The organism is Pseudoalteromonas sp. JC3 (assembly GCF_030291895.1).
Classification (GTDB): Bacteria; Pseudomonadota; Gammaproteobacteria; order Enterobacterales; family Alteromonadaceae; genus Pseudoalteromonas.
The window spans coordinates 2,242,463-2,264,414 of record NZ_CP127855.1 but is presented as its reverse complement, the minus strand read 5'-3'; the positions used below and the strand labels follow the sequence as shown (position 1 = coordinate 2,264,414).

Genomic DNA, 21,952 nt, shown 5'->3' with positions numbered 1-21,952 from the left:
GAAGCGTTGTATGCTTGGTGGCAATCTTATGAGGAAGATGATAATCCTTGTAGCGAAGAAAAGTATCAAGAAGAAAACCAGATGCTGATTCGTTTAATTCATATCAGGTGGGCGCTTTGGACATAGCTACTAACAAGGCTATTAACTTCGCGCCATAGAAATTGTTATGCGAAACTCACCTAATACAGACGTTCTCCCAACTCGTTTTGTCCAAATACGAGTCAGTCGAGTGTCCGTTATCGCAATTAGGTTTAAGATATGATGTTGCTGTTGAACCGCCGAATTTGGCCCTTAAGCGATAGTCATATTTGATTAAGCTCTAGTACTCAAACCTGATAGATATAGTTAAGACTTATTCAAATTAATGCTTTTAGTAGCCAGTTATCTGCAAAACTATCTGGCTAGATAAGGAAATAATTCACTGTGATTTTAAAAGCAATGAGTTAGCTCGTATCTTATTCAAGCACTAGGTTATTTAAATGCGCCAGATAAAATAAAAGCCAGTATTTTCTGGCTTTTTTGATATTTTCACATTTACATGGCGTCGTACTCGTCCTGCCAGAAGAATTTTTCTTCCCCAAATGCAGGTTTTAAGTCATCCAGCCAGTGGGCATTCTCGTCGAACTTGGCAAAGAATGGACGCTGCACCCAGTCAGGGTTTCGAGCTTGAATAAAGCGCAGCACAAATACTTTTTCGCCCGCGACTTCGGTTACGCCAGACACTTCAACTTTTCCAGGACCTGCACTCATTGAAGGGCCTCGAACTGTGCGGCTCACACCAGAGACTTGCTTATAAGCTTCACGGAAAGTTTCCCACGTTTTATGTAACGGGATTTCAAAGTAACGCTTAGCGCCGGTATCACGCTCGATAAACATGTAGTAGGGGATCATGCCAAGCTGTGTTTGCTCTTTCCACATGTCAGCCCACATGTCAGCGTCTACGTTTATATTATTTAAAAGCGGTGCTTGTGTTCTGATCTGTGCACCTGTTTTGCGGATGAGTTTAATCGCTTCACGTGTGACATCAGTACGCAGTTCTTGTTTGTGGTTAACGTGCGCCATGATTGACACATGCTTTCCGGCATCAACCAGCTCTTTTAGTAAGGCTAACAGCTCTTGTGCATCTGGATCGGTGACGTATCTAAAAGGCCAAAAAGTGAGAGATTTAGTACCGATCCTGATGGTACGAATATGGTCAAACCTTGGTTCTTTTAGCGCCTCTAGGTATTTACGCAATTTAACGGTGCGCATTACCATAGGATCGCCACCAGTCATCAATAGATCGGTCACTTCAGTGTGTTCGGCTAAGTAGTTGTGGAGCAGCTCGGCGTCGTTATTATTGAAGCGAGTTGCCTTTCCAACAAACTGCGCCCAGCGGAAGCAGAAAGTGCAATATGAGTGGCAGTATTGTCCTTGAGACGGGAAAAACAACACTGTTTCTTTATATTTGTGTTGGATTCCGTCTACGCGTTCACCTTCATACTCAGGAACATTTTTTTCCATTTGACCAGCTGGGTGCGGGTTTAACTTTTGACGAATTTTGGTTGCGAGGTTAAACACTTCTTCTGGTGTATGTTCACGACTTAACAAGTTGGCCATTTGCTCGTATGACTCGTCATCCAACATACCGCGCTGTGGGAAAGTTAATTGAAAAACAGGGTCATTAGGCACTTTGTCCCAATCTATGAGCTCTTCAATGACAAAGTTATTAACGCGAAAAGGAAACACGTTGGCGACGACTTTCATTTGAAAGCGAAGGTGTTCAGGTAGTTTATCCAATTGCTCAATCTTATCAATTTGGCGGTGTTGGTAAACAGTAAAACGAGGGGGCTGATAAGCTTCAGCTGGCTGCAATTTGACGGTTTGCTGCATAGATAATATGTCTCTTTTCTCATTTGCTAATGATAAAAGCGAGCATGGTAACATACCATTGATGTCATTTCAGGTACAAAGCGAGGAAAGTTCGAAATAACGTAATTTTATTGATTATGCGCCATGATTTTAGATTGCATTGTTAGAATTAGGTCATGAAATAGACCTAATTCCAAATTTATTGTGTTTTAGAAGTGTTCGCCGTCAATGGCAATATAAATCGCGTCAATGAGTGATTCAATATCTTCATTTGAGGTGATATAAGGCGGCATAATATAAATTAGCTTGCCAAATGGTCTTATCCAGACACCTTTCTGAATAAAGAATTTTTGGATTTTTGCAACATCAACAACCCTTTCCACTTCCACCACGCCAATCGCACCAAGAACCCTGACATCTATTACTGCATTTAGATTAAGACAGCGCTTGAGTGCGTTAAGCGCGCTCGCGACTCGTTCAATATTGGCCATTGTTTCTTGGCGCTTTAAGATAGTGAGACTAGCAACTGCGGCAGCACACGCTAGCGGGTTTCCCATAAAAGTTGGTCCGTGCATTAACACTTTCGCTTCGCCTTGGCTAATACCCAAAGCCACATCTTCTGTTGCCAAAGTGGCCGCGAGCGTCATGTTTCCGCCAGTAAGCGCTTTGCCAACACACATAATATCCGGTGAGATCCCTGCGTGTTCACAGGCAAACATTTTACCTGTACGGCCAAATCCAGTCGCAATTTCATCTAAAATTAGTAGCACCTCATACTTATCGCATAGCGCTCGAATCGCCTTGAGATATTCAGGGTGGTAGAAGTTCATACCGCCTGCATTTTGTACTATCGGTTCGATGATAAATGCCGCGACCTTTTCATGATGAGCAGCAAATGCGGTTTCTAGCGTGTTAAGTTCATCTTGGCTTTGGCTGCCGTAAAACTCACTTTTAGGGGCATCGACAAACACTTGCTCAGGTAAAAAGCCTTGGTACATGGCATGCATTGAATTCACAGGGTCGCAAACGCTCATCGCCGCGAATGTATCACCGTGATAGCCTTTTTTGGCTGTCATTATTTGGGTTTTGTTCTTTTTGCCTTTACTCAACCAATATTGGATCGCCATTTTGATTGCAACTTCAACACTGACTGAGCCACCGTCGGCTAGAAATACTCGATTAAGTGGGGCTGGGGTTAGCTCCACAAGTAGTTTGCATAACTCCACGGCAGGCTGATGAGTTAGCCCCCCAAACATGACATGGCTCATCGTGTCTGCTTGATTTTTTATCGCCGTGATTATTTCTGGATGACCATAACCATGCACAGCACTCCACCAGGATGCCATACCGTCAATGAGAGTTTCGCCAGTTTCAAGCTCAATTTTGTTCTCGAATGTTCTTGCGGCTGGATAGACGGGCAGAGGGTCAATCATCGATGTATAAGGGTGCCATATATGCTTGCGATCAAATTCAATATCGATTGTCTGTTTATTACTCATTTGTAAACCTTGTGGGCGCATGTAACGTTGACAATACTAAGCTAAGAAGTAGACTAAGCCAATCACCGTCAGTTTGACTGCGCTAAATTTAATCACTAGAAAATACTCGTGTTGTAAATTTAGGCAAGAATAAAAAGAGAATGAAAATATGGAATTAGGCGCGCTAAGACACGATTGGACACATGAAGAAGTAAAAACACTGTTCACCATGCCTTTTAACGACTTACTTTTTTATGCAGCAAGTATTCACCGCAAACACTTCAATCCCAATGAAGTTCAAATCTCCACTTTGCTGTCTATCAAAACGGGTGCCTGTCCTGAAGATTGCAAATACTGCCCACAGTCAGGTCATTACAAAACTGATCTTGAACGAGAGCGTTTGATGGAAGTGGAAAAGGTTGTAACTCAAGCTAAGTTGGCGAAAGAAAAGGGCGCGACGCGTTTTTGTATGGGCGCCGCTTGGTCTGATCCAAAAGACAGAGATATGCCTTATATCGCCAAAATGGTGAAAGAAGTTAAAGAGCTAGGTCTAGAAACCTGTATGACTTTGGGTAAACTGGATAATCAAAAAGCGCACACGCTAAGAGAAGCGGGCCTGGATTATTACAACCATAATTTGGATACCTCACCTGAATACTACGAGCAGATTATCACGACAAGAACTTATCAAGACAGACTCGATACCCTTGATCACGTAAGAGATGCAGGAATGAAAGTGTGCTCTGGTGGTATTGTAGGAATGGGAGAGCAGGCATCTGATCGTTATGGCTTGCTGATCCAATTAGCAAACCTGCCAAAACAACCAGAAAGTGTACCGATTAACATGCTTGTTAAGGTTAAGGGCACGCCACTTGAAAATGTTGATGATCTCGATCACTTTGAGTTTATCCGTACTATTGCGGTTGCGCGCATCATGATGCCACACAGTTACGTGCGTTTATCTGCAGGTAGAACGGCAATGAATGAACAGATGCAGTCGATGTGTTTCTTCGCTGGCGCTAACTCAATTTTCTATGGTGATAAGCTATTAACCACGGAAAACCCGGAAGCAGACGCCGATATGAATCTCATCAGAAAACTTGGGATGAACCCTGAAAAACGTGAAGATTATTCGGATGAGGCCTATGAGGCATCGTTAAGCTCTGCAATTGCAGACAAGGCGACATCAGAGCTATTTTACGAAGCCAACTAATCAATGTCGTTTGAGTATATTCAATCTGCCTTAGCAGCTCGTCACGCTGAAGGGTTGCTAAGAAAACGCATTGTGGTTGAAAAGGCCTCTGCAAGTAGAATTAAAATTGCTGATCAGCAATATATTAACTTTGCCAGCAATGACTACCTGGGACTTGCAGACTCGTTGGAATTTAACGCTCTCGCATGCACTGAAGCCGGAAGCCGTAGTTCGGCGCTTGTTACGGGTTATCTTGATATTCACCGTCAGCTAGAGGATAAGCTTTGCAGCGTTTTGGGTTATGATGCAGCACTGTTATTTCCAAGCGGTTTTGCCGCTAATACCAGTGTGTTAAAGGCATTGTTCACGCCCCAAGAAAAGCAATTAAGCGCTGCGGTGTTCCAAGATAAGCTCAACCACGCCAGCCTGTTAGACGGTGGTTTAGCGGGTAGCGCTAAGTTTGTTCGCTTTAATCACAATGATTTGACGCACTTAAGGTCTCGATTAGAAAAAACCAAAGCCGACAGTAAACTCATTGTGACTGAAGGGGTGTTTTCTATGGATGGAGACAAAGCGCCGATATCTGAAATCAGTGTGCTGGCTAAGTCTCATTCTGCGTGGCTCATGGTCGACGACGCTCATGCGTTTGGCGTTGTGGGAGCGCAAGGACTTGGCACGATTGAAAGCGGCATTAAACCTGAAATTTTGGTGATCACCTTTGGCAAAGCGATGGGCTGTCAAGGAGCTGCGGTATTAGCAAGTCATGATGTGATAAATTACATGACGCAATTTAATCGTGAGTTTATCTATACAACGGCGTTGTCGCCTATTATGGCAAGCGTTGCATTATGCCAGTTGAATAAATTGCTTGCTGCATCTGAAGCGAGACACAAATTACAAGTAAACATCGACTATTTTAAGTCGTTAGTTGCACAAACCAACTTATCTCCCATTCCAAGTGATACGGCCATACAGCCTCTTGTGTATGGTAGCAGCGAAAATGTATTAGCGGCGCAACATAAACTTAAGGAAAAGGGACTTTGGGTTGGGGCTATAAGGCCACCAACGGTTCCGCAAAATACCGCACGATTGCGAATAACAATAACGGCACAGCACAGTCACGAAGATATAGACAATTTAGTTTCGGCCTTAGTGGAGGGAGCATGAGCAAAGCACAAAAGACGCAAACAGCAAAGTGCTTTTCAAAAGCCGCGCAATCATACTCTCAACACGCCAACGTACAAAAACAGGCCGCAGATGTACTCTTTTCACGTTTAACACAGCAAAATAGCGAGCTTGGTGCGGTGCGTATGTTTCCTAGGTTGCTCGATTTAGGATGCGGGCCACATGAAAACTTTCATAGATTAAACGCCTTCACGAATCATTATGTTGGAGCGGATCTTAGCTTGGCTATGTTGGCAAGTGCTGAAAATACGACAAATAGTGTTTGCTGTGATATGGATAAACTCGCTATTCAGTCAAATTGTATCGACTTAGTCTTTAGTAATTTTGCAATTCAGTGGTCTAATTCCCCGCAAGCGTTGTTTGCGCAGTTGTATGAAGTACTAAAAAAAGAAGGACGAGTGTTGCTAAGCTCAGTGCTTGACGGCTCGTTAAACGAAATCGATAGCGCATGGCGAGCCATCGATGAGTGTGGCCATATCAATTCATTTTATTCGCTGTTGGCACTTAAATCTTTTGCTCTACAAGCCGGATTCGCAGTGACTTGGGCGGATGAAGCGTTATTGATTGATAGTTATGACACACCGTTAAAGGCGTTGCGCTCGGTAAAAAATATCGGTGCCAACGATGTAAAAACCGCTTCTCGTCGACAAGGTTTGTTAGGCAAATCAGCTTACGCTCAGCTGCTGAGTAGCTACCCTGAGAGTGAAAATGGTTTTGATGTCAGTTATCAAGTCGGATTTTTGGAGTTAAGGAAATGAATCAAGCATATTTTGTAACTGGGACCGACACAGAAGTAGGTAAAACCTATATTTCTACTTTATTACTGAAACTGTTGGCTAAGCACGGCAAAAAGGCTTTTGGCTTTAAGCCGATTGCGGCGGATGCTGAAGAGGCATTTGGTGAACTAGTGAACGTCGATGCTATCAGTTTAATGGAAGCTGCGACGGTGCACGGTACTTACGAGCAAGTTAACCCATTTTGTTTTGCACCAGCAATTGCCCCGCATATTGCAGCAAAACAGGTAAATGTTTACATCACAGTCGATAAGCTACATGAGCGCTTTAGTGAAATTCAGCAACTAGGCGCTGAGTATATATTATGTGAAGGTGCAGGTGGCTGGGCATTGCCCATTAACGACAACGAATATCTGTATGATTGGGTCGTCAGAGCACAACTTCCCGTTATTTTAGTGGTTGGCATGAAGCTAGGTTGTTTGAATCATGCGTTTTTAACGGCAGAATCTATCAAGCAAAAAGGACTGAATCTGGTGGGGTGGATTGCAAACCAGATTGACCCTGAGATGTCTGTGTTTGAAGAAAACCTTGAAAGTTTAAAGCTTCGTCTAGACTGTCCGCTGCTTGCAACAGCGCCTTACAGTGAGGGCACACCAAAGCTACAGCTTCGCTCAGCGTTATTAGAGTTGTTTGAGCTAAAATCAGGTACCAGTTAGTATTAAATAACCTAAACTCGGGATAACAATTTGTTCTCTAGCAGCTGTTATTCCTTACTACTGCGTTAAATTTGCTTGCAATAGGCCAGCTATTGACGCACAAATTTGCCTTGTATTAAGAAATAACTTCTGGCTAGAGTGATATTACGCTTTTGAACTTAGTGATTTTAGTGGATTAACTAACTTCTTATCCCGAGTTCAGGTTAAACAAAGCGGCTTCTAAAGGTAGTAAGCCGCTTTGAGTCTGTTAGTTACAACCTTTTTGAATGGTTTGTGTTGTCACACTGACCTCAAAGTCATTGTAATCATTATCGTTTTCATCTTCCCAACGTTGATTGGTACCTGCAACTTGGTACTTGGTTGATAGAGCATTGCTGTTACCATCAATTGCAAGCACATAGGTAAATGATTGTCCTTGAAGGATGTCATAGCTGCCGGCACTGCCGTATTCATCAAGCAATTTAATATACTGGCCGTTTACTTTGATACCCCAGTCGTTATTGAATAACGAATCTTCTCTGACGAACGCGTAATTGATCCGCGTGTAGTTGTCAGGCACACATGCGGTTTCATTGTCGAGTATGTTTCCCGATAGGGTTTCATTGCCTGAGGTATTGCTCACGCCTGTTACGCTCAAAGAGAGTTCCCGATCGCCAGTGTACTCGGCATCGTCTATTGTTGCTATTTGAATGGTAGCTGTTGTGCTGCCCACAGGTATTACCAATGAAGTAGATGGTGCTACGTAGTCATCTGATTGCGTTGTCACATCATTGACCGCCACCGAAAAGCTGACGTCCTGCTCGAAGGCTTTACTTAAGGTAATTTGATAGCTAAGGGTACTTCCTTCATAAACCGTGTTTTCAATACTCGTTAACGTAAAAGACGGTGGCGAAGGAGGGGTTGGTGTGCCGCCGCAACCAGTAACGGTATAGCATGTACTGCTACCATTTGGGTTATATGTAAGGTCATTTACTCGTATTGGTAATGTATTGATATAACAGGTGCTTCCTGTATCAGGGTTTAACTTATAAATCGCACTTTTGTTGGTGTGTCCGGCGTCATTAATGATAACGCGACTGATAATAAGCTCTCCGTTACTATTAAGGCTTGCCCCTGTAACGGCAGTTAGGTCGTGATCAGATAATTTAGTCACAGAAAAGTCGTTGGTATTAACTTGGTAAACGGCTGCACTCGTGACTAGGATTAAGCGACCATTATAAAACTCAAGATCGCCGCGGTATTTTCCCGCCAATGAGGGGAGATCCGAGAGCTTAGTCGCGTCGCCTGTGTTTTTATCTATGCTGTAAATAGAATCGTAACTCGTTCCAATGAGTCTATCGTTTGTGCTGTCATATGCCAATCCCACCAAATAAGCCGTTCTACCGACTATGGTATGAGAGGTTCCATCAAAATATGCCAGTTGAACATAGCGATGTTTTTTACCTTCAATGGGAATATCTGCGTCAGCTGGTAAGTTTAGATGACTGGTATCAACTTTATAATCGATTGGCCTTGGTGCGGATGCATAGTACCAACGCGCACTGCTAGTATCATAGGCGAGTGCTGCCGAACTAAAAGCGGCTAAACTATTGGCGCTGGCTTGTCCTGCACCTTCATCTAGGCCAAACAAAATACCAATATCGCCGCGGCCAGCGTTAATACCAAAAACCTGACCTGGGCAACTATCTGCATAGGTGTATGTGGAAAGTAATGTTGAGAGTAAACCAAGTGTTGTGAGTGATGCTTTTAACATAGCAGGAACCCTAAAAAGTGTACGTCCTGTAACTTAAAACAACACAAAGCAATGTCTTCGCAATTGAGTCCAACTCAATGCGATGACTTAATCCTTTAAGGCGGGCGCTTCCATTATTGACTTTGCAATCTAGCGCTATAATTGATCATAATTTACACTTTTACAACAGTAAAATAGTTAAAAAGTACTAATTATTTGATTCTTGCCTATTTTTAAAGTTTGGCAATAATGACTCAACAATTTCTTTTGCTGAGATGGTATAGCGTACGCCAGAAAACATCACTGATGCATTTTCATCGATCCCTGTAATGCCCGTTAAAGTCCAGCCTTCACCTCTCTCTGGGCAGTAAACCTTCGTCGTTGGTGGGATAACGGTGAACTCTTGACTCATATTCATTCTCCAAAAATGCTAAATTATAAAGCAATGCAAGCGATCATAATATTGAAAGGTATATGTGCTGCAATAAGTGCTACCATTGCGGCAGATACTTAGACCTGAGCATTTTATGGAATTTGAAACACCAAGGCTAGTCATCAGGCCCATAAGGCACAAAGATAATCCGCAGTTATTAGCGTTACTTAATTTACCGCAGGTAAAAGCGTATAACGATTACGGCGATAACCTCACTGAAGTAGACCTTAAATGCATGATCCAAATGGATATTGAGCGTCAATATGAAGGTATAGGTGGTCGTTTTTGCCTCGTGTGTAAAAGCACTAAAGCGGTGATTGGATGTATTGGTTTCTATCACGAAGACGGTGATATTGAGGGCCTACATATTGGCTATGAATTAATGCCTGATTATTGGGGTAAAGGCGTGATGTTTGAAGCTTTACGTTGTCTATTTGCAAACAAAAGCCAGATTGAGTTTGAGCTCAATGTGGTTTTGGCGCATGTATCGGCTGATAATCACCGTTCATTAAACCTACTCAAGCGTATAGGGTTTAGCGCTGTTGGAAATAATCTGTATAAAATTGAGCTATAAAAAAGGGCAACTTAATCGTTGCCCTAGTATGAATGTGAAAAGAGTTACGAAAGTGCTTTAATTCTTTCATCAAGTGGCGGGTGAGAAGCAAAGAAGTCTGCAATAGACTTACCTGAAGCAATACCAAAAGCCATCATTGAGCCTTCTAATTGCGATTCATGGTTGTGCTTCAAACGCTCTAGTGCTGAACGCATTTTTTGCGCACCGACTAAATCCGCTGCACCTTTATCAGCTGCAAATTCTCGTTTACGACTAAAGTAAGCGACAACAACAGAAGCCAAAATACCAAAGAGGATCTGGAATATCATATCAAAAATAAAATATGTCCAGCTTCCACCTGACTCTTCTTCATCGCCATTCAAGAAGTTATCAACAATACCCGCCAATACTTTAGCGAAGAATATAACAAAGGTATTTACAACACCTTGGATCAAGGTAAGTGTAACCATGTCGCCATTTGCAACGTGCGACACTTCGTGCGCAAGCACTGCCTCTGCTTGGTCTTGATTCATGTTGTGGAGTAGGCCAGTACTCACAGCAACTAAGCTGTTATTTTTACTCGGCCCGGTTGCGAACGCATTCATTTCAGGGCTGTCGTAAATCGCAACTTCTGGCATCGCAATTCCTGCTTTTTTAGCTTGCTCTGCGACAGTAGAAACTAACCAATGTTCAGTTTCGTTTCGTGGTTGCTCAATAACATGGGCACCTGTTGATTTCTTTGCAATCCACTTAGACATGTAAAGAGAGATAAAAGAACCACCGAATCCAAATACGGCAGCAATAACCATAATGCCTGTATAGCTTCGGCTAGAAATACCGAACACAGACATTAAGATAGATAACACAATTCCTAACACAAGCATTACTGCTAAGTTAGTGATAAGGAATAAGATGACGCGTTTCATTTTGACCTCGTTAGACAAAAATAAGGAACTAAGTAACTTTTCCCAAGCACTTGCTTATTACACTAGTCCTAGATGCTTTATATGGTCAGAAGTTCAAAAGCACAAGTAAATTCGTATGAATATTCAATAAAGAACACATCATACAATTTATTGATTAACCAGTTTCAACTTCTGAGATAGAGAATGCAGCATCTGGTCAACAGAACTATGCTCATTGCTTAACCCTTCTAATAAGGTCATAAAGTAGCAGTCCATCATAACGGTTGCTTTCAACTCATTGTATTCCTGCTCACTGAATAACAAGTGTTTGAACAAATTGAGTTGCCCCTTAAAGAATTCGCTATGCCAAATAATCCCACAAAGCAGCTCTTTACTGAAATCTCTATTGCTAAGATAAAAAGCAAATAAATACTTTGCATAGTGGCGTAACTTTAAGCTGGCACTATGCTGCTCATCTGATGTTTTCGCTTCATTAATTAGTTCATCTATTTGGTTATGCATTGCGACTTTGAGCATGTCGAGCTTAGTGGGGAAGTGAGAGAAAACCGTTCCCGTTGCCACGTTTGCTGCTTGGGCAATTTGCCGAGTAGTGGTGTTTTCAAAACCATTGTCTTGAAAAAGCTGCCAACTAGCACTGAGAATTTTATTGTACGTAATTTCTCTTTTTTTCATATGGTTACCTTTTTATTTGCGAAGAGAGTGTAGCACAGTTCCAGATTATTTAAGAGATAAAGTTTGCAAATAATGAGCGCGCTCATTATTATAATTGAGCGTGCTCATTAAATTTCAATAGGAGTTGTTATGCAATATTTGAGCTTATTCATCGGATACATTCTATTCATCCCTTTTATCTTTTTTTACAGCTATATTCTTGGCCCAGCTTTAAAAATTGTGCTGATCCCAGGTGGTCTCGCGGTGCTATGCTTAATTATGGGTCCTAAAACGTTTTTCTCTCACTTTAACCGTGCTAAAGCATTAAGTATTGAAGAATTGATAGTGTCTAAATAACTCAGGGTGTCATCGCGTGATAATTGCAATAAGTTGATTCTTCGCATTAAAGACGAACTCAGGTATAATGCCCGCAGCTAAGGTGTGAAGGACCTTAGCCCTGTATCGTTCAAAATTAGTCGAGGAATTATTATGACCGTTGGCATCATTATGGGCTCAAAATCAGACTGGCCTACAATGCAACATGCAGCTGAAATGTTAGATAAATTTGGTATTGATTATGAAACTAAAGTGGTTTCAGCTCACCGTACTCCACAGCTTTTAGCGGATTATGCTTCGACAGCAGCAGAACGTGGGATCAAAGTTATCATTGCCGGTGCTGGCGGTGCTGCACACCTACCAGGTATGGCGGCAGCATTTACAAGTCTGCCTGTACTTGGCGTTCCAGTAAAATCAAAAACGCTAAATGGCGTGGACTCATTACTGTCAATTTGCCAAATGCCTAAAGGTGTTGCGGTAGGTACGTTAGCGATTGGCGACGCTGGTGCTGCAAACGCCGGTTTGCTAGCTGCTCAAATTTTAGGTTGTCAGCAGCCTGAGGTTTTTGCAAAAGTAGAAGCGTTCAGAAAAGAACAAACAGAAACGGTATTAGCTAATCCAGATCCTGCGAAATAACATGAATATTCTTGTTTTAGGGGCGGGACAATTAGCCCGTATGATGAGTCTATCGTCAACTCATCTTGATATAAAAGTGTTGGCTTATGATGTTGGCAGTCAAACGGTAATAAACCCCGTTACTTTTGCAACAACACCAGAGTCATTACAGCAAGCCATTGACAATGCTGATGCCATCACTGCCGAATTTGAACATATTCCACATGATGTTTTAGCGCTTTGCGAACAAAGCGGTAAGTTTTATCCTGGCGCAGAAGCAATCGCCACCGGTGGTGATCGCGCGAAAGAAAAAGCACTACTAGATAAAACATCTGTTCCTTGTGCTCCTTTCAAAATCATTACGGATAAAGCGCATTTTCTCACAGCGATTGATGAGTTAGGCATGCCTTTGGTCGTTAAAACCTGTCAGGCAGGCTATGATGGGAAAGGGCAATGGCGAGTTAAATCAGAGTCTGAAATAGATAGTACTTGGGCCGAAATGTCCGAGTTTTTGCAAGCAGGCACTGAAGCACAGCCTCACTCTATCGTTGCTGAAAAAATGATACCGTTTGACCGTGAAGTGTCGATTATTGGTGTGCGAGCAAAAAATGGCGAATGTAAAATTTATCCGTTGACTGAAAACCAGCATACCAATGGTGTACTGACCTTATCAATTGCCGGGAAAGAGAAAGCCAATATTCAATCGCAAGCGGAAGACGCATTTGCGAAACTTGCGAATGCACTCGATTATGTTGGTGTACTTGCTATTGAGTTTTTCGATGTTGAAGGTCAATTATTGGTTAATGAAATAGCGCCTAGGGTACATAACTCAGGACATTGGTCTCAACAAGGTGCCCATGTAAGCCAGTTTGAAAACCATATTCGTGCCGTTGCCGGTTTACCGATTGGTGATACAAGGCTGCTTCGCCCAACCGCGATGATTAATGTTTTAGGGCAAAGTCACATTCCATCGCAAGTTCTTGCTGTTCCGGGGACAACCAGTCACTGGTATGGCAAAGATGCGAAACCGGGCAGAAAAATGGGGCATATCAATGTTTCAGCTGACTCACTGCATAAGTTAGGTGAAGCACTGGCAGAGCTTGCTGACATCTTGCCTAAAGCAGACTACCCTGGGGTTATGGAAACCGCTCAGCAATTAATTTTGAATTAGTACTACTGTATTTTAGCAAAAAAGGTCCATTGTTAACTAAAAACCTAAGCTTCTGATAACTATTGAGTTAGCTCATTCCTTTATCGAAGAGCTCAGGTTGGATATAAAAAATTTAATTTTTTACCGTAATTTTTGGAACTCTTTTCTGATAGTGCGGTCTACTATTGTGAGGCGCGGATAGGCCTCATTTCATACTCGTTGTCCATCAACGACTATGTGAGCGCAGAGAGTATTTGGCCAGCATCCCTATGCTGGCCTTTTTTTGTCCCACCCATTGTGCTTTTAATCTTAAATCTGTCGATATTCCGCTGGCTTTCTGCTTAAATTAGGCAAATTTAACTATTATAAGAAAGTCACATGTTGAAACTCTCTCTTATCTCGATGGCAGTCGCTTCAGGTTTATTCCTTTCTGGTTGTCAGACCACTGAAGTAAGCCCAAAACCACAACAAGTTGAAGCCAATTCACCAGTCCCACAAGTCGTTGCGACTCCTGTTGATTTTGGTGGTGAGCAGATCACCCTAAAACAAGCAATGGCCCATCCTGATTGGTTGGGAAGACAACCAGAAGGCGCGTATTGGGGGGCCGATAGCAAAACCGTTTTCTATAAGCGTAAGCAAGCTGGTTCAGAGTTAAGAGATCTATTTAAAGTCAGTAGCGCACAAACAAGCGAAGCGGTTTCGCTGTCAGATTTGCATGCCGTTGGTGCTGCAAACGCGATTTATAATAAAGAGCGGACGCTACAATCTTATGAATTTAAGGGTAACATATTCGTTAAAAACCTGAAGTCTGGCGCTTTAACACAAGTTACTCATTCTTCGAACTATGAGTATGCACCGCAATTCTTAAGTGATAACCGATTAGCTTACCGTTCAGGCAATACGCTGTTTGCGTTCGATTTAGCCACAGGTTTAACCAAAGAACTGGTAAAGTTACATTTATCGGATAAGCCAGAAGGGGTAAAAGAGCCAAATGGATATATCGCTGAGCAGCAACACGAACTGATTCAATTCGTCGCGCTAACGCACAAAAACAGCAAAGATCGAGAAGCTAGAAATCAAGAGATAGAAGCGAATAACGCAAGCATCCAAGATAATCAGTTTTATCTTGGTAAAGGAAAAACGCTTATCTCAGTTAGCTTAGCACCTACTGGTGACAAGTTAATCGCCGTGATCACCGATGATAAACCAAATCGTTCTGACTCTGACATCATGCCTAACTACGTGAGCCAAAACGGTGACATTGATCCGGTAAAAGCTCGCCGCCGCGTTGCAGACACTAAACCAATGAGTTCTGATGTTATTTTCATTGATTTAGCAAAATCAGAGCAAGTCACGCTGAGCTATGATACTTTGCCTGGCTTTGATGAAGATGTACTAGCCGAGGTGAAACGCGAAAATGCTAAGGCAAAAGGTGAATCATATAAGAGTGAAAAAGCACCACGTGATATCAACTTGATCGACACATGGGGCTGGAGTCAATCCGCTATCCAATGGAATAGTGACGGTTCTCAAGTCGCAGTGATGCTTGGTGCTTGGGATAATAAAGACAGATGGTTAGCAACTGTTGATTTTGATAAACAACAATTCGTTTCTCAGCACCGCCTACATGACAATGCTTGGATCAATTACACCTACAATGATTTTGGCTGGTTAAACAACCAAGATGCTTTGTACTATCTTTCAGAGCAAACTGGATATAGCCAGCTTTATGTTAAGCCGCTTAACGGCAAAGCAAAAGCAATGACTTCAGGGAAGTTTGTGGTTTCTGAACCAACCTTAACCCACGATAGTCAATTTGTTTATTACAAAGCCAATAAAGATCACCCAGGTTTATACGAAATTTATCGCGTCAATTTAGCAAGCGGTGAAGATGAGCAGTTAACCGATTTAAATGGCCTGACAGATTACCAGCTAAGCCCAGATGAGCAAAAGCTGTTGTTAACTCACTCAAAAATCATGATGCCTCCAGAACTTTATGTGGCGGATGCAGCGCCAAAAGCAGCGGTGTCACGACTCACTAATACGGTCTCAGATGCATTTTTAAATAAGAAGTTAATTGCACCTAAGATTGTTGCGGTTCCTTCAAGCCATCAAGGTGAGCCTGTCTACGCAAAAGTATATTACCCAGCAGATTATCAAGAAGGCGAAACGGGTAAGAATCGTAAGGCTGTGATCTTTAACCATGGCGCGGGTTATTTGCAGAACTCTCATATGGGTTGGTCTAACTACTTTAGAGAGTTTATGTTCCATTCACTTCTCGCGAGCGAAGGCTATGTCGTCATGGATATGGACTATCGTGGCTCTAAAGGTTACGGTCGAGACTGGAGAACGGCAATCTATCGTCATATGGGTAAACCAGAAATCGAAGATTTGGCAGACGGTGTTGAGTGGATGGTGAACAACGCTAATGTTGACCGTGGTGCTGTAGGTACTTATGGTGGTTCATACGGCGGCTTTATGACATTTATGGCGCTATTTACTCAGCCGGATCTATTCCAAGCAGGCGCAGCTTTACGTCCAGTCACCGATTGGGCCTATTACAATGACCCGTACACCTCAAATATCCTTAATCGCCCAGATGTAGACCCAATTGCATACAAACGCAGTTCACCTATCTATCATGCTGAAGGTTTGAAAAACAAGCTTCTGATCAATGCACCTATGGTTGATGATAACGTGTTTTTCCAAGATGTTGTGCGCTTGGTGCAACGCCTAATTGAGCTAGAAAAGGAAGACTTTGAAACGGCGATTTATCCAGTTGAACCTCATGGCTTTAGGCAGCCATCAAGTTGGTTGGATGAATACCGTCGTATATACAAGCTGTTCAAAGAAAACTTGTAATCAAATGAGTGGATAAAAAGCCAGCTTAAGCTGGCTTTTTTGTTTTATAAAATAAATAGATAACAGCTAAAACCACACCACCAACTGCACCAAATAGATGTGCTTCAATGGCGACTCTCGAGTCTATCAGTTTGGCTACATCTGCACTTGCACCCGCATATTGCTCCCAACATACCTTTGCCCACACACCAATAAACAACAGATATCCAGTTGTTAGCTTCCGCTTAATATCTTCAAGCGCTCCCCATACGATAAGCCCATGTAATAAGCCACTCAAGCCTGTATATACAACAATGTTTGGCGAAAATAGCAAGATCATGAGCCCGGTAAAGAGGCCAAGGAAAAGTATATTCAGCCAATATTTTCTTAGTCTTGTATATTCGGCATGTAATAGCCAAATAAATAAGATACCAAGCAGGTTTAACATCAAGTGATACCAATTGCTATGGGTAAACTGACCGCTCAAAATACGCCATATTTCGCCATCAGCAATTGCATTCCTGTCAAAATCTAAGTGTGGGCCAAGCCCGAACAACATTAGTATTGTTGACAATATCGCCAAAGACACAGGGCCAATGAGATATTCTTTGTTCGTTGGAAGTTCAAACATACGATTTCACGTTATTATTTTTGCATATTGTGCCTAATTGCTTTTATGATGCCAAATATAAGACGTAAGCAAAGTGGGTATTATGAAACATACACTTGCATCACTAACCGTGATTGCCGCATTCAGCTTTTCAACCAACACCTTAGCTGAGCAACAAAAAATCGAAATTAGAGAGCCGGAAGCCGCAACAGGTTTCCAATCTAAAGAAGCACGCACCGCAGAAAAGTACATGGTCGTTGCTGCCAATCCCTATGCGAGTAAAGCAGGTCAATTGATGCTCTCAAAAGGGGGAAGTGCGGTTGATGCCATGATAGCGACTCAACTTGTGCTTACCTTGGTTGAGCCGCAATCTTCGGGCGTAGGTGGCGGGGCGTTTATCCTGCACTACGACAAGAAAAGCAATGAATTAATTAGTTTTGATGGAAGAGAAACTGCACCAAAACTTGCAGGCCCTGATCTATTTTTAGATGATACGGGTAATGCGGTTAGATGGATTGAGGCTGTGGTGGGCGGTCGCTCTGTTGGTGTGCCTGGTATTTTACACGCGTTTAAATCAGCACATGACAAATACGGTAAACTGCCATGGCAGGAATTATTTAAACCAGCGATTGAATTAGCTCGAGACGGATTTATCGTCTCTCCACGTTTAAATATGCTGCTTGAGAAAAAACTCAACCCTGGTTTGACAAAGCTCAGTCCTGCAAAAGAATATTTCTATCCGAATGGTAAAGCACTACAACCAGGGACCCTTAAAAAGAATCTGCCTTTGGCAAACCTATACTACAAGGTTGCAACACAAGGGATCCAAGCCTTTTATGAAGGGCAAAATGCCACCCAATTAGTGGAAGCTGTGCAAAAGTCTGAAATCGCACCTGGAAAATTGGCGCTGAGCGACTTGGAACATTATAAGAGCAAAACCCGAGACGCTATCTGTACGGAATATCGTGTATATAAAGTGTGCTCTATGGCACCGCCTAGCAGTGGTGGTATTGCCGTTTTGCAAATGATGAAGCTGTTGGAACCGTACGACCTAGGTAAGTATAAGGCAAATGACTCAGAAGCCTTGCACCTCTTTACTCAAGCATCTCGCCTAGCATTTGCCGATAGAGATTTTTACGTAGCCGATCCTGATTTTGTTGAAGTGCCAGCAAAAGCATTGCTTAACGAGCAATATCTATTAGGCCGTAGCAAACTTATCGGTGAAACGGATAATCAGGACTTTCCAATAGGCGACCCAACTTCGGGTACGCTCGCTTATGCTATGGATGATAGTTATGAATTACCTTCGACCAGCCATGTGTCGATTGTAGATGCAGAGGGTAATGCCATTTCAATGACAAGCTCGATTGAAATGGCATTTGGCTCGACGGTGATGGTCAACGGATATTTACTCAATAACCAATTAACCGATTTTGCGCTTTCTCCAAAAGTAGGAGATAAATGGGTCGCTAACCGGGTAGAAGCAAACAAACGCCCAAGAAGTTCTATGGCACCTGTAATGGTGTTTAATAAAGATGGGTCGCTTAAATTGATAGTCGGCTCACCGGGTGGCAGCCGTATTATCAACTATGTTGCTCAAACCTTAGTTGGTGTACTGGACTGGGGGTTATCTGTTCAGGCTGCGATTGATTTACCAAAAATCACCAACCGCAATAAGTACACAACGCTTGAAAAAGGCACTGAGCTGACAAAACAAGCACCTTACTTTGAGAAAAAAGGCCATGAAGTACAGATCCGCGACTTAAACTCTGGACTACATGCCATTGAGGTTCGTGGAACACATTTAATCGGTGGTGCAGACCCAAGAAGAGAAGGTGTTGCACTTGGCGAAAGCAGCGAATAAGCCGTGGTTTCTTAAGTGCTTTTAGGCTATAATTTCGCGTTCCAGAAAAATGCATTTAACGTGCTCTGGAGCGCGTTAATAATGGTCTGATGAGCACTAAATTCATTGTAATTTAATCCTTTTCGACAATAATGAACCCTTAGACTAAAAAATTAGTGTCAAGCTTGTAAATATGACTAAACAAACCGATCCAAATTATCTCTACATTCCCTATTCAGGTCCTACACTATTAGAAACGCCACTGCTTAACAAAGGGAGTGCATTCTCTCAACGCGAGCGTGAAAATTTCAACTTAGCAGGACTACTTCCTCCTCGTTATGAAACAATTGAAGAGCAAGTTGAGCGTTGTTATCAGCAATATTCAAGCTTTAGCGACAACCTAAACAAGCACATTTACTTGCGTGCTATTCAGGATAACAACGAAACGCTGTATTACCGTTTAGTACGCGATCATTTGGAAGAAATGATGCCAATCATCTACACCCCTACAGTAGGTGATGCATGTGAGAAGTTTTCAGATATCTATCGCAGCTCTCGTGGTTTGTTTATTTCTTATGAAGACCGTTATCAAATCGACGATATTTTACGAAATGCCACTAAAGGCAAAGTAAAAGTTATCGTGGTTACAGATGGTGAACGTATTTTAGGCCTTGGCGACCAAGGTATAGGTGGTATGGGTATTCCTATTGGTAAGCTGGCACTTTACACCGTATGTGGTGGGATCAGCCCAGCTTACACACTGCCTGTAATGCTTGACGTAGGGACAAACAACGAGAAGCTACTCAATGACCCAATGTACATGGGCGCAAGACACCCGCGTATCGGCCAAGCTGAATATGACGAATTCCTGGATCTATTCATTAAAGCGGTTAAACGCCGTTGGCCTAATGTGCTGTTACAGTTTGAAGATTTCGCACAACCTAACGCAATGCCATTATTGAAACGTTACCGCGATGAAATCTGTAGCTTTAACGATGATATCCAAGGCACCGCTGCGGTTACTGTAGGTTCGCTACTAGCCGCTTGCCGCGTGAAAGGAGCGAAGCTCTCGGAACAAAAAGTGGTGTTTGTTGGTGCAGGCTCTGCTGGCTGTGGTATTGCAGAGCAAATTATTAGCCAAATGATTTCAGAAGGGATAACCGACGAGCAAGCGAGAAGCCAAGTGTTTATGGTGGACCGTTTTGGCCTTCTGACAGAAGGCATGGAAGGGCTAAGAGATTTCCAAGAAGCGCTAGTTCAACAACAAGCCAACCTTGCGGATTGGACATACAGTGGTGAATTTGCATCTTTATTAGATGTAATGCACTGTGCAAAACCAGACATCTTAATTGGTGTGTCAGGTCAAGCAGGTTTATTCACTGAGCAAGTGATCCGCGCGATGCATGCAGGGTGCGAACAGCCGATAATTTTCCCACTAAGTAATCCATCACGCCAAGTTGAAGCGCATCCAAAAGATGTGATTGAGTGGACTGATGGTCAAGCAATTGTAGCTACGGGAAGCCCATTTGAACCTGTAGTACATGGTGAGCAAACAATTATCATACCTCAATGTAATAACAGTTATATCTTCCCAGGGATCGGCCTTGGTGTACTTTCAGCTAAAGCGAACCGTATTACAGATAGCATGTTGATGGTATCGAGCGAAATGCTTGCTGAATCATCACCACGTGCTAATACGGGCAAAGGTAGCTTACTACCAGCCCTAACTGAAATTGAGCCGTTGAGTAAACGAATTGCTTTTGCAGTTGCTAAAAAAGCAATGGAAGAGGGCGTTGCACTTGAAATGGAAGACGACGCAATTTGGGCAGCGATAGAGAAAAACTATTGGCTCCCTAAGTATAGAAATTACAAACGCTGTAGCGTCTAATTACTTTTACTTAGGGCCTGTTGATCTTTCAAGTTTGTTTTTGCAGCAGTTTGACTGGTATTTATACAAGGCAGAGCCTGCGTAGCATAGTTATTCTATGTAAGTCAGGTGATAACACAGTAGAAATGCCAGTCAAGCGCTGCCCTTTGGGTTCACCTGAGTGCGCTTTGTTCATTGTTGCTCAACTTTTGCCTAGATTACTAGGCGGCAAGTCGAGCGTCGCGACCAAAACACACTCAGAAGAACAAAAATCAAACAGCAAAGGTCAACAGGCCCTAGCTAAAACAGAAATCGCCGCCAACTCATATTGGCGGCGATTTTTGTTTATCAATCACGCGTAAAAGTTGAGAGTACCACATATAACTTCTCAGAGTGATAATCACTCATTTTGTTAAAGTTTGTTACCTTGAAATCCAATTCAGTAGTTGTTAATTGAAATATGCTTGAATATGCAGGTATCACTTTTTAGGAGCAAAAGATGCGAATTTTAACTGGCTTACTGGCATTATGTTTATCTGGATTTAGCTTTGCAGGCGCATTGCCTGACTCTCCGCATTTATATGTTAAAGGCACTTCATTTATTCAAGTACAACCCGATGTTGCAACCATCCGTGTTGCCATTACCGAAAAGCAAAAGTCGCTACCCACAGCTAAAGAAAACGTCGATAAGATTATGGCTAAGGCCATAGAAATCGCTAAACGCTTCGATATTAAAGAAGACGATATTCACGCAGAACAGCTGAATGTCTACAGACAGACCCGCTACAATCGTGAATCAAATGAAGAAGAGTTTGATGGTTTTCGCGTAAGTCGTAGCCTTACAGTAAAACTTAAAGACATCAAAAAATACCCGGAGCTACTTCAAGAGTTTGTTGACAGCGGCATCAATCAGTTCAATAACACGGAATTTGGTGTTGAAAATGAAGGCAAGTATCTGCAAAGCCTCAAAAAAGCCGCCATTAAAGATGCAAAGAAAGCAGCTAAAGAACTAGCAGGCGAGTTTGATGTTGAGTTGGCAAAGCTGTACTCAGTTTCATTCCAACCAATGCAAACGCCAGTTCAGCCTTACGTGCGCTCTGCAGCGATGGCAATGGAAGCAGATCAAGGCGCATACAAAAATGCGTATAACACAGGTGCAATTACATTGAACGCGGAAGTTTATGCTGTTTACTTAATTGAGTAATACTGGCTGTGAACTAATTAAACTTATACACTAAG

At 42.5% G+C, this 21,952-nt stretch carries 20 protein-coding genes; 13 read left to right on the top strand and 7 right to left on the bottom strand.

Features of this window, described 5'->3' with window-relative positions:
* Window positions 1-534: 534 nt before the first annotated feature.
* On the bottom strand, window positions 535-1,872 hold the full coding sequence (locus tag QSH61_RS09480; protein WP_102056818.1) for a KamA family radical SAM protein: 1,338 nt from the start codon (window positions 1,870-1,872) through the stop codon (window positions 535-537).
* Between the two features lie 188 nt (window positions 1,873-2,060).
* A complete protein-coding gene (gene bioA, locus QSH61_RS09475; RefSeq protein WP_174168854.1) occupies window positions 2,061-3,350 on the bottom strand; it encodes an adenosylmethionine--8-amino-7-oxononanoate transaminase in 1,290 nt (429 codons plus the stop codon).
* A gap of 148 nt (window positions 3,351-3,498) precedes the next feature.
* On the opposite strand from bioA, the gene bioB reads away from it, so the two are divergent.
* Genes bioB through bioD form a run of 4 tightly spaced genes read left to right on the top strand, consistent with a single transcriptional unit; the run spans window position 3,499 to window position 7,156 of the window.
* On the top strand, window positions 3,499-4,542 hold the full coding sequence (bioB, locus tag QSH61_RS09470) for a biotin synthase BioB (RefSeq protein WP_010604783.1): 1,044 nt from the start codon (window positions 3,499-3,501) through the stop codon (window positions 4,540-4,542).
* A 3-nt stretch (window positions 4,543-4,545) separates the two neighbouring features.
* Complete coding sequence (locus QSH61_RS09465) at window positions 4,546-5,688, top strand: aminotransferase class I/II-fold pyridoxal phosphate-dependent enzyme (protein WP_206472965.1); 1,143 nt, start codon at window positions 4,546-4,548, stop codon at window positions 5,686-5,688.
* Complete coding sequence (locus QSH61_RS09460; RefSeq protein WP_206472963.1) at window positions 5,685-6,464, top strand: methyltransferase domain-containing protein; 780 nt, start codon at window positions 5,685-5,687, stop codon at window positions 6,462-6,464. Before QSH61_RS09465 ends, QSH61_RS09460 begins: the two co-directional genes overlap by 4 nt.
* Complete coding sequence (gene bioD / locus QSH61_RS09455; RefSeq protein WP_206472961.1) at window positions 6,461-7,156, top strand: dethiobiotin synthase; 696 nt, start codon at window positions 6,461-6,463, stop codon at window positions 7,154-7,156. The genes QSH61_RS09460 and bioD overlap by 4 nt, the downstream gene beginning before the upstream one ends.
* Window positions 7,157-7,403: 247 nt before the next feature.
* Here the strand turns inward: bioD and QSH61_RS09450 are convergent, their stop codons facing one another.
* Both QSH61_RS09450 and QSH61_RS09445 read right to left on the bottom strand, forming a co-directional pair.
* Entirely contained in the window at window positions 7,404-8,909 is a 1,506-nt protein-coding gene (locus QSH61_RS09450; RefSeq protein WP_206472959.1) for a hemolysin, read from the bottom strand.
* A 187-nt stretch (window positions 8,910-9,096) separates the two neighbouring features.
* On the bottom strand, window positions 9,097-9,300 hold the full coding sequence (locus tag QSH61_RS09445; protein WP_010604778.1) for a hypothetical protein: 204 nt from the start codon (window positions 9,298-9,300) through the stop codon (window positions 9,097-9,099).
* Window positions 9,301-9,415: 115 nt separating this feature from the next.
* On the opposite strand from QSH61_RS09445, the gene QSH61_RS09440 reads away from it, so the two are divergent.
* Window positions 9,416-9,895, top strand: coding sequence for a GNAT family N-acetyltransferase (locus QSH61_RS09440; RefSeq protein WP_206472957.1), 480 nt, complete (start codon window positions 9,416-9,418; stop codon window positions 9,893-9,895).
* Between the two features lie 44 nt (window positions 9,896-9,939).
* Here the strand turns inward: QSH61_RS09440 and htpX are convergent, their stop codons facing one another.
* Together htpX and QSH61_RS09430 are read right to left on the bottom strand one after the other, a co-directional pair.
* The gene (gene htpX, locus QSH61_RS09435) at window positions 9,940-10,800 is read right to left on the bottom strand and encodes a protease HtpX (protein ID WP_206472955.1); all 861 of its coding nucleotides are present in this window, start codon (window positions 10,798-10,800) and stop codon (window positions 9,940-9,942) included.
* Window positions 10,801-10,947: 147 nt separating this feature from the next.
* Window positions 10,948-11,472: a TetR/AcrR family transcriptional regulator gene (locus tag QSH61_RS09430; protein WP_010604775.1), complete on the bottom strand. Its 525-nt coding sequence runs from the start codon at window positions 11,470-11,472 to the stop codon at window positions 10,948-10,950.
* Between the two features lie 129 nt (window positions 11,473-11,601).
* Between QSH61_RS09430 and QSH61_RS09425 the strand changes: the two genes are divergently transcribed.
* The 4 genes from QSH61_RS09425 (at window position 11,602) to QSH61_RS09410 (ending at window position 16,414) form a co-directional block, all read left to right on the top strand.
* Window positions 11,602-11,808, top strand: a complete 207-nt coding sequence (locus QSH61_RS09425; protein WP_010604774.1) for a hypothetical protein — start codon at window positions 11,602-11,604, stop codon at window positions 11,806-11,808.
* Window positions 11,809-11,940: 132 nt separating this feature from the next.
* Complete coding sequence (purE, locus tag QSH61_RS09420) at window positions 11,941-12,423, top strand: 5-(carboxyamino)imidazole ribonucleotide mutase (protein WP_102056812.1); 483 nt, start codon at window positions 11,941-11,943, stop codon at window positions 12,421-12,423.
* Between the two features lies 1 nt (window position 12,424).
* Window positions 12,425-13,573, top strand: coding sequence for a 5-(carboxyamino)imidazole ribonucleotide synthase (locus QSH61_RS09415; RefSeq protein WP_206472954.1), 1,149 nt, complete (start codon window positions 12,425-12,427; stop codon window positions 13,571-13,573).
* 357 nt (window positions 13,574-13,930) lie between these two features.
* Entirely contained in the window at window positions 13,931-16,414 is a 2,484-nt protein-coding gene (locus QSH61_RS09410) for a S9 family peptidase (RefSeq protein ID WP_206472953.1), read from the top strand.
* A 25-nt stretch (window positions 16,415-16,439) separates the two neighbouring features.
* Here QSH61_RS09410 and rrtA read toward each other — a convergent pair whose 3' ends face one another.
* Window positions 16,440-17,024: a rhombosortase gene (gene rrtA, locus QSH61_RS09405; RefSeq protein WP_206472952.1), complete on the bottom strand. Its 585-nt coding sequence runs from the start codon at window positions 17,022-17,024 to the stop codon at window positions 16,440-16,442.
* Window positions 17,025-17,106: 82 nt separating this feature from the next.
* Between rrtA and ggt the strand changes: the two genes are divergently transcribed.
* The 4 genes from ggt (at window position 17,107) to QSH61_RS09390 (ending at window position 21,917) form a co-directional block, all read left to right on the top strand.
* Window positions 17,107-18,867 carry a gamma-glutamyltransferase gene (gene ggt / locus QSH61_RS09400; RefSeq protein WP_206472951.1) on the top strand — a complete coding sequence of 587 codons (1,761 nt, stop codon included), beginning with the start codon at window positions 17,107-17,109 and terminating at the stop codon, window positions 18,865-18,867.
* 172 nt (window positions 18,868-19,039) lie between these two features.
* Window positions 19,040-20,734 carry an NAD-dependent malic enzyme gene (locus tag QSH61_RS09395; protein WP_206472950.1) on the top strand — a complete coding sequence of 565 codons (1,695 nt, stop codon included), beginning with the start codon at window positions 19,040-19,042 and terminating at the stop codon, window positions 20,732-20,734.
* A 125-nt stretch (window positions 20,735-20,859) separates the two neighbouring features.
* Window positions 20,860-21,075 carry a hypothetical protein gene (locus QSH61_RS24325; protein ID WP_323054417.1) on the top strand — a complete coding sequence of 72 codons (216 nt, stop codon included), beginning with the start codon at window positions 20,860-20,862 and terminating at the stop codon, window positions 21,073-21,075.
* Window positions 21,076-21,212: 137 nt separating this feature from the next.
* Window positions 21,213-21,917, top strand: coding sequence for an SIMPL domain-containing protein (locus QSH61_RS09390; protein WP_174168866.1), 705 nt, complete (start codon window positions 21,213-21,215; stop codon window positions 21,915-21,917).
* The last annotated feature ends 35 nt before the right edge of the window (window positions 21,918-21,952 follow it).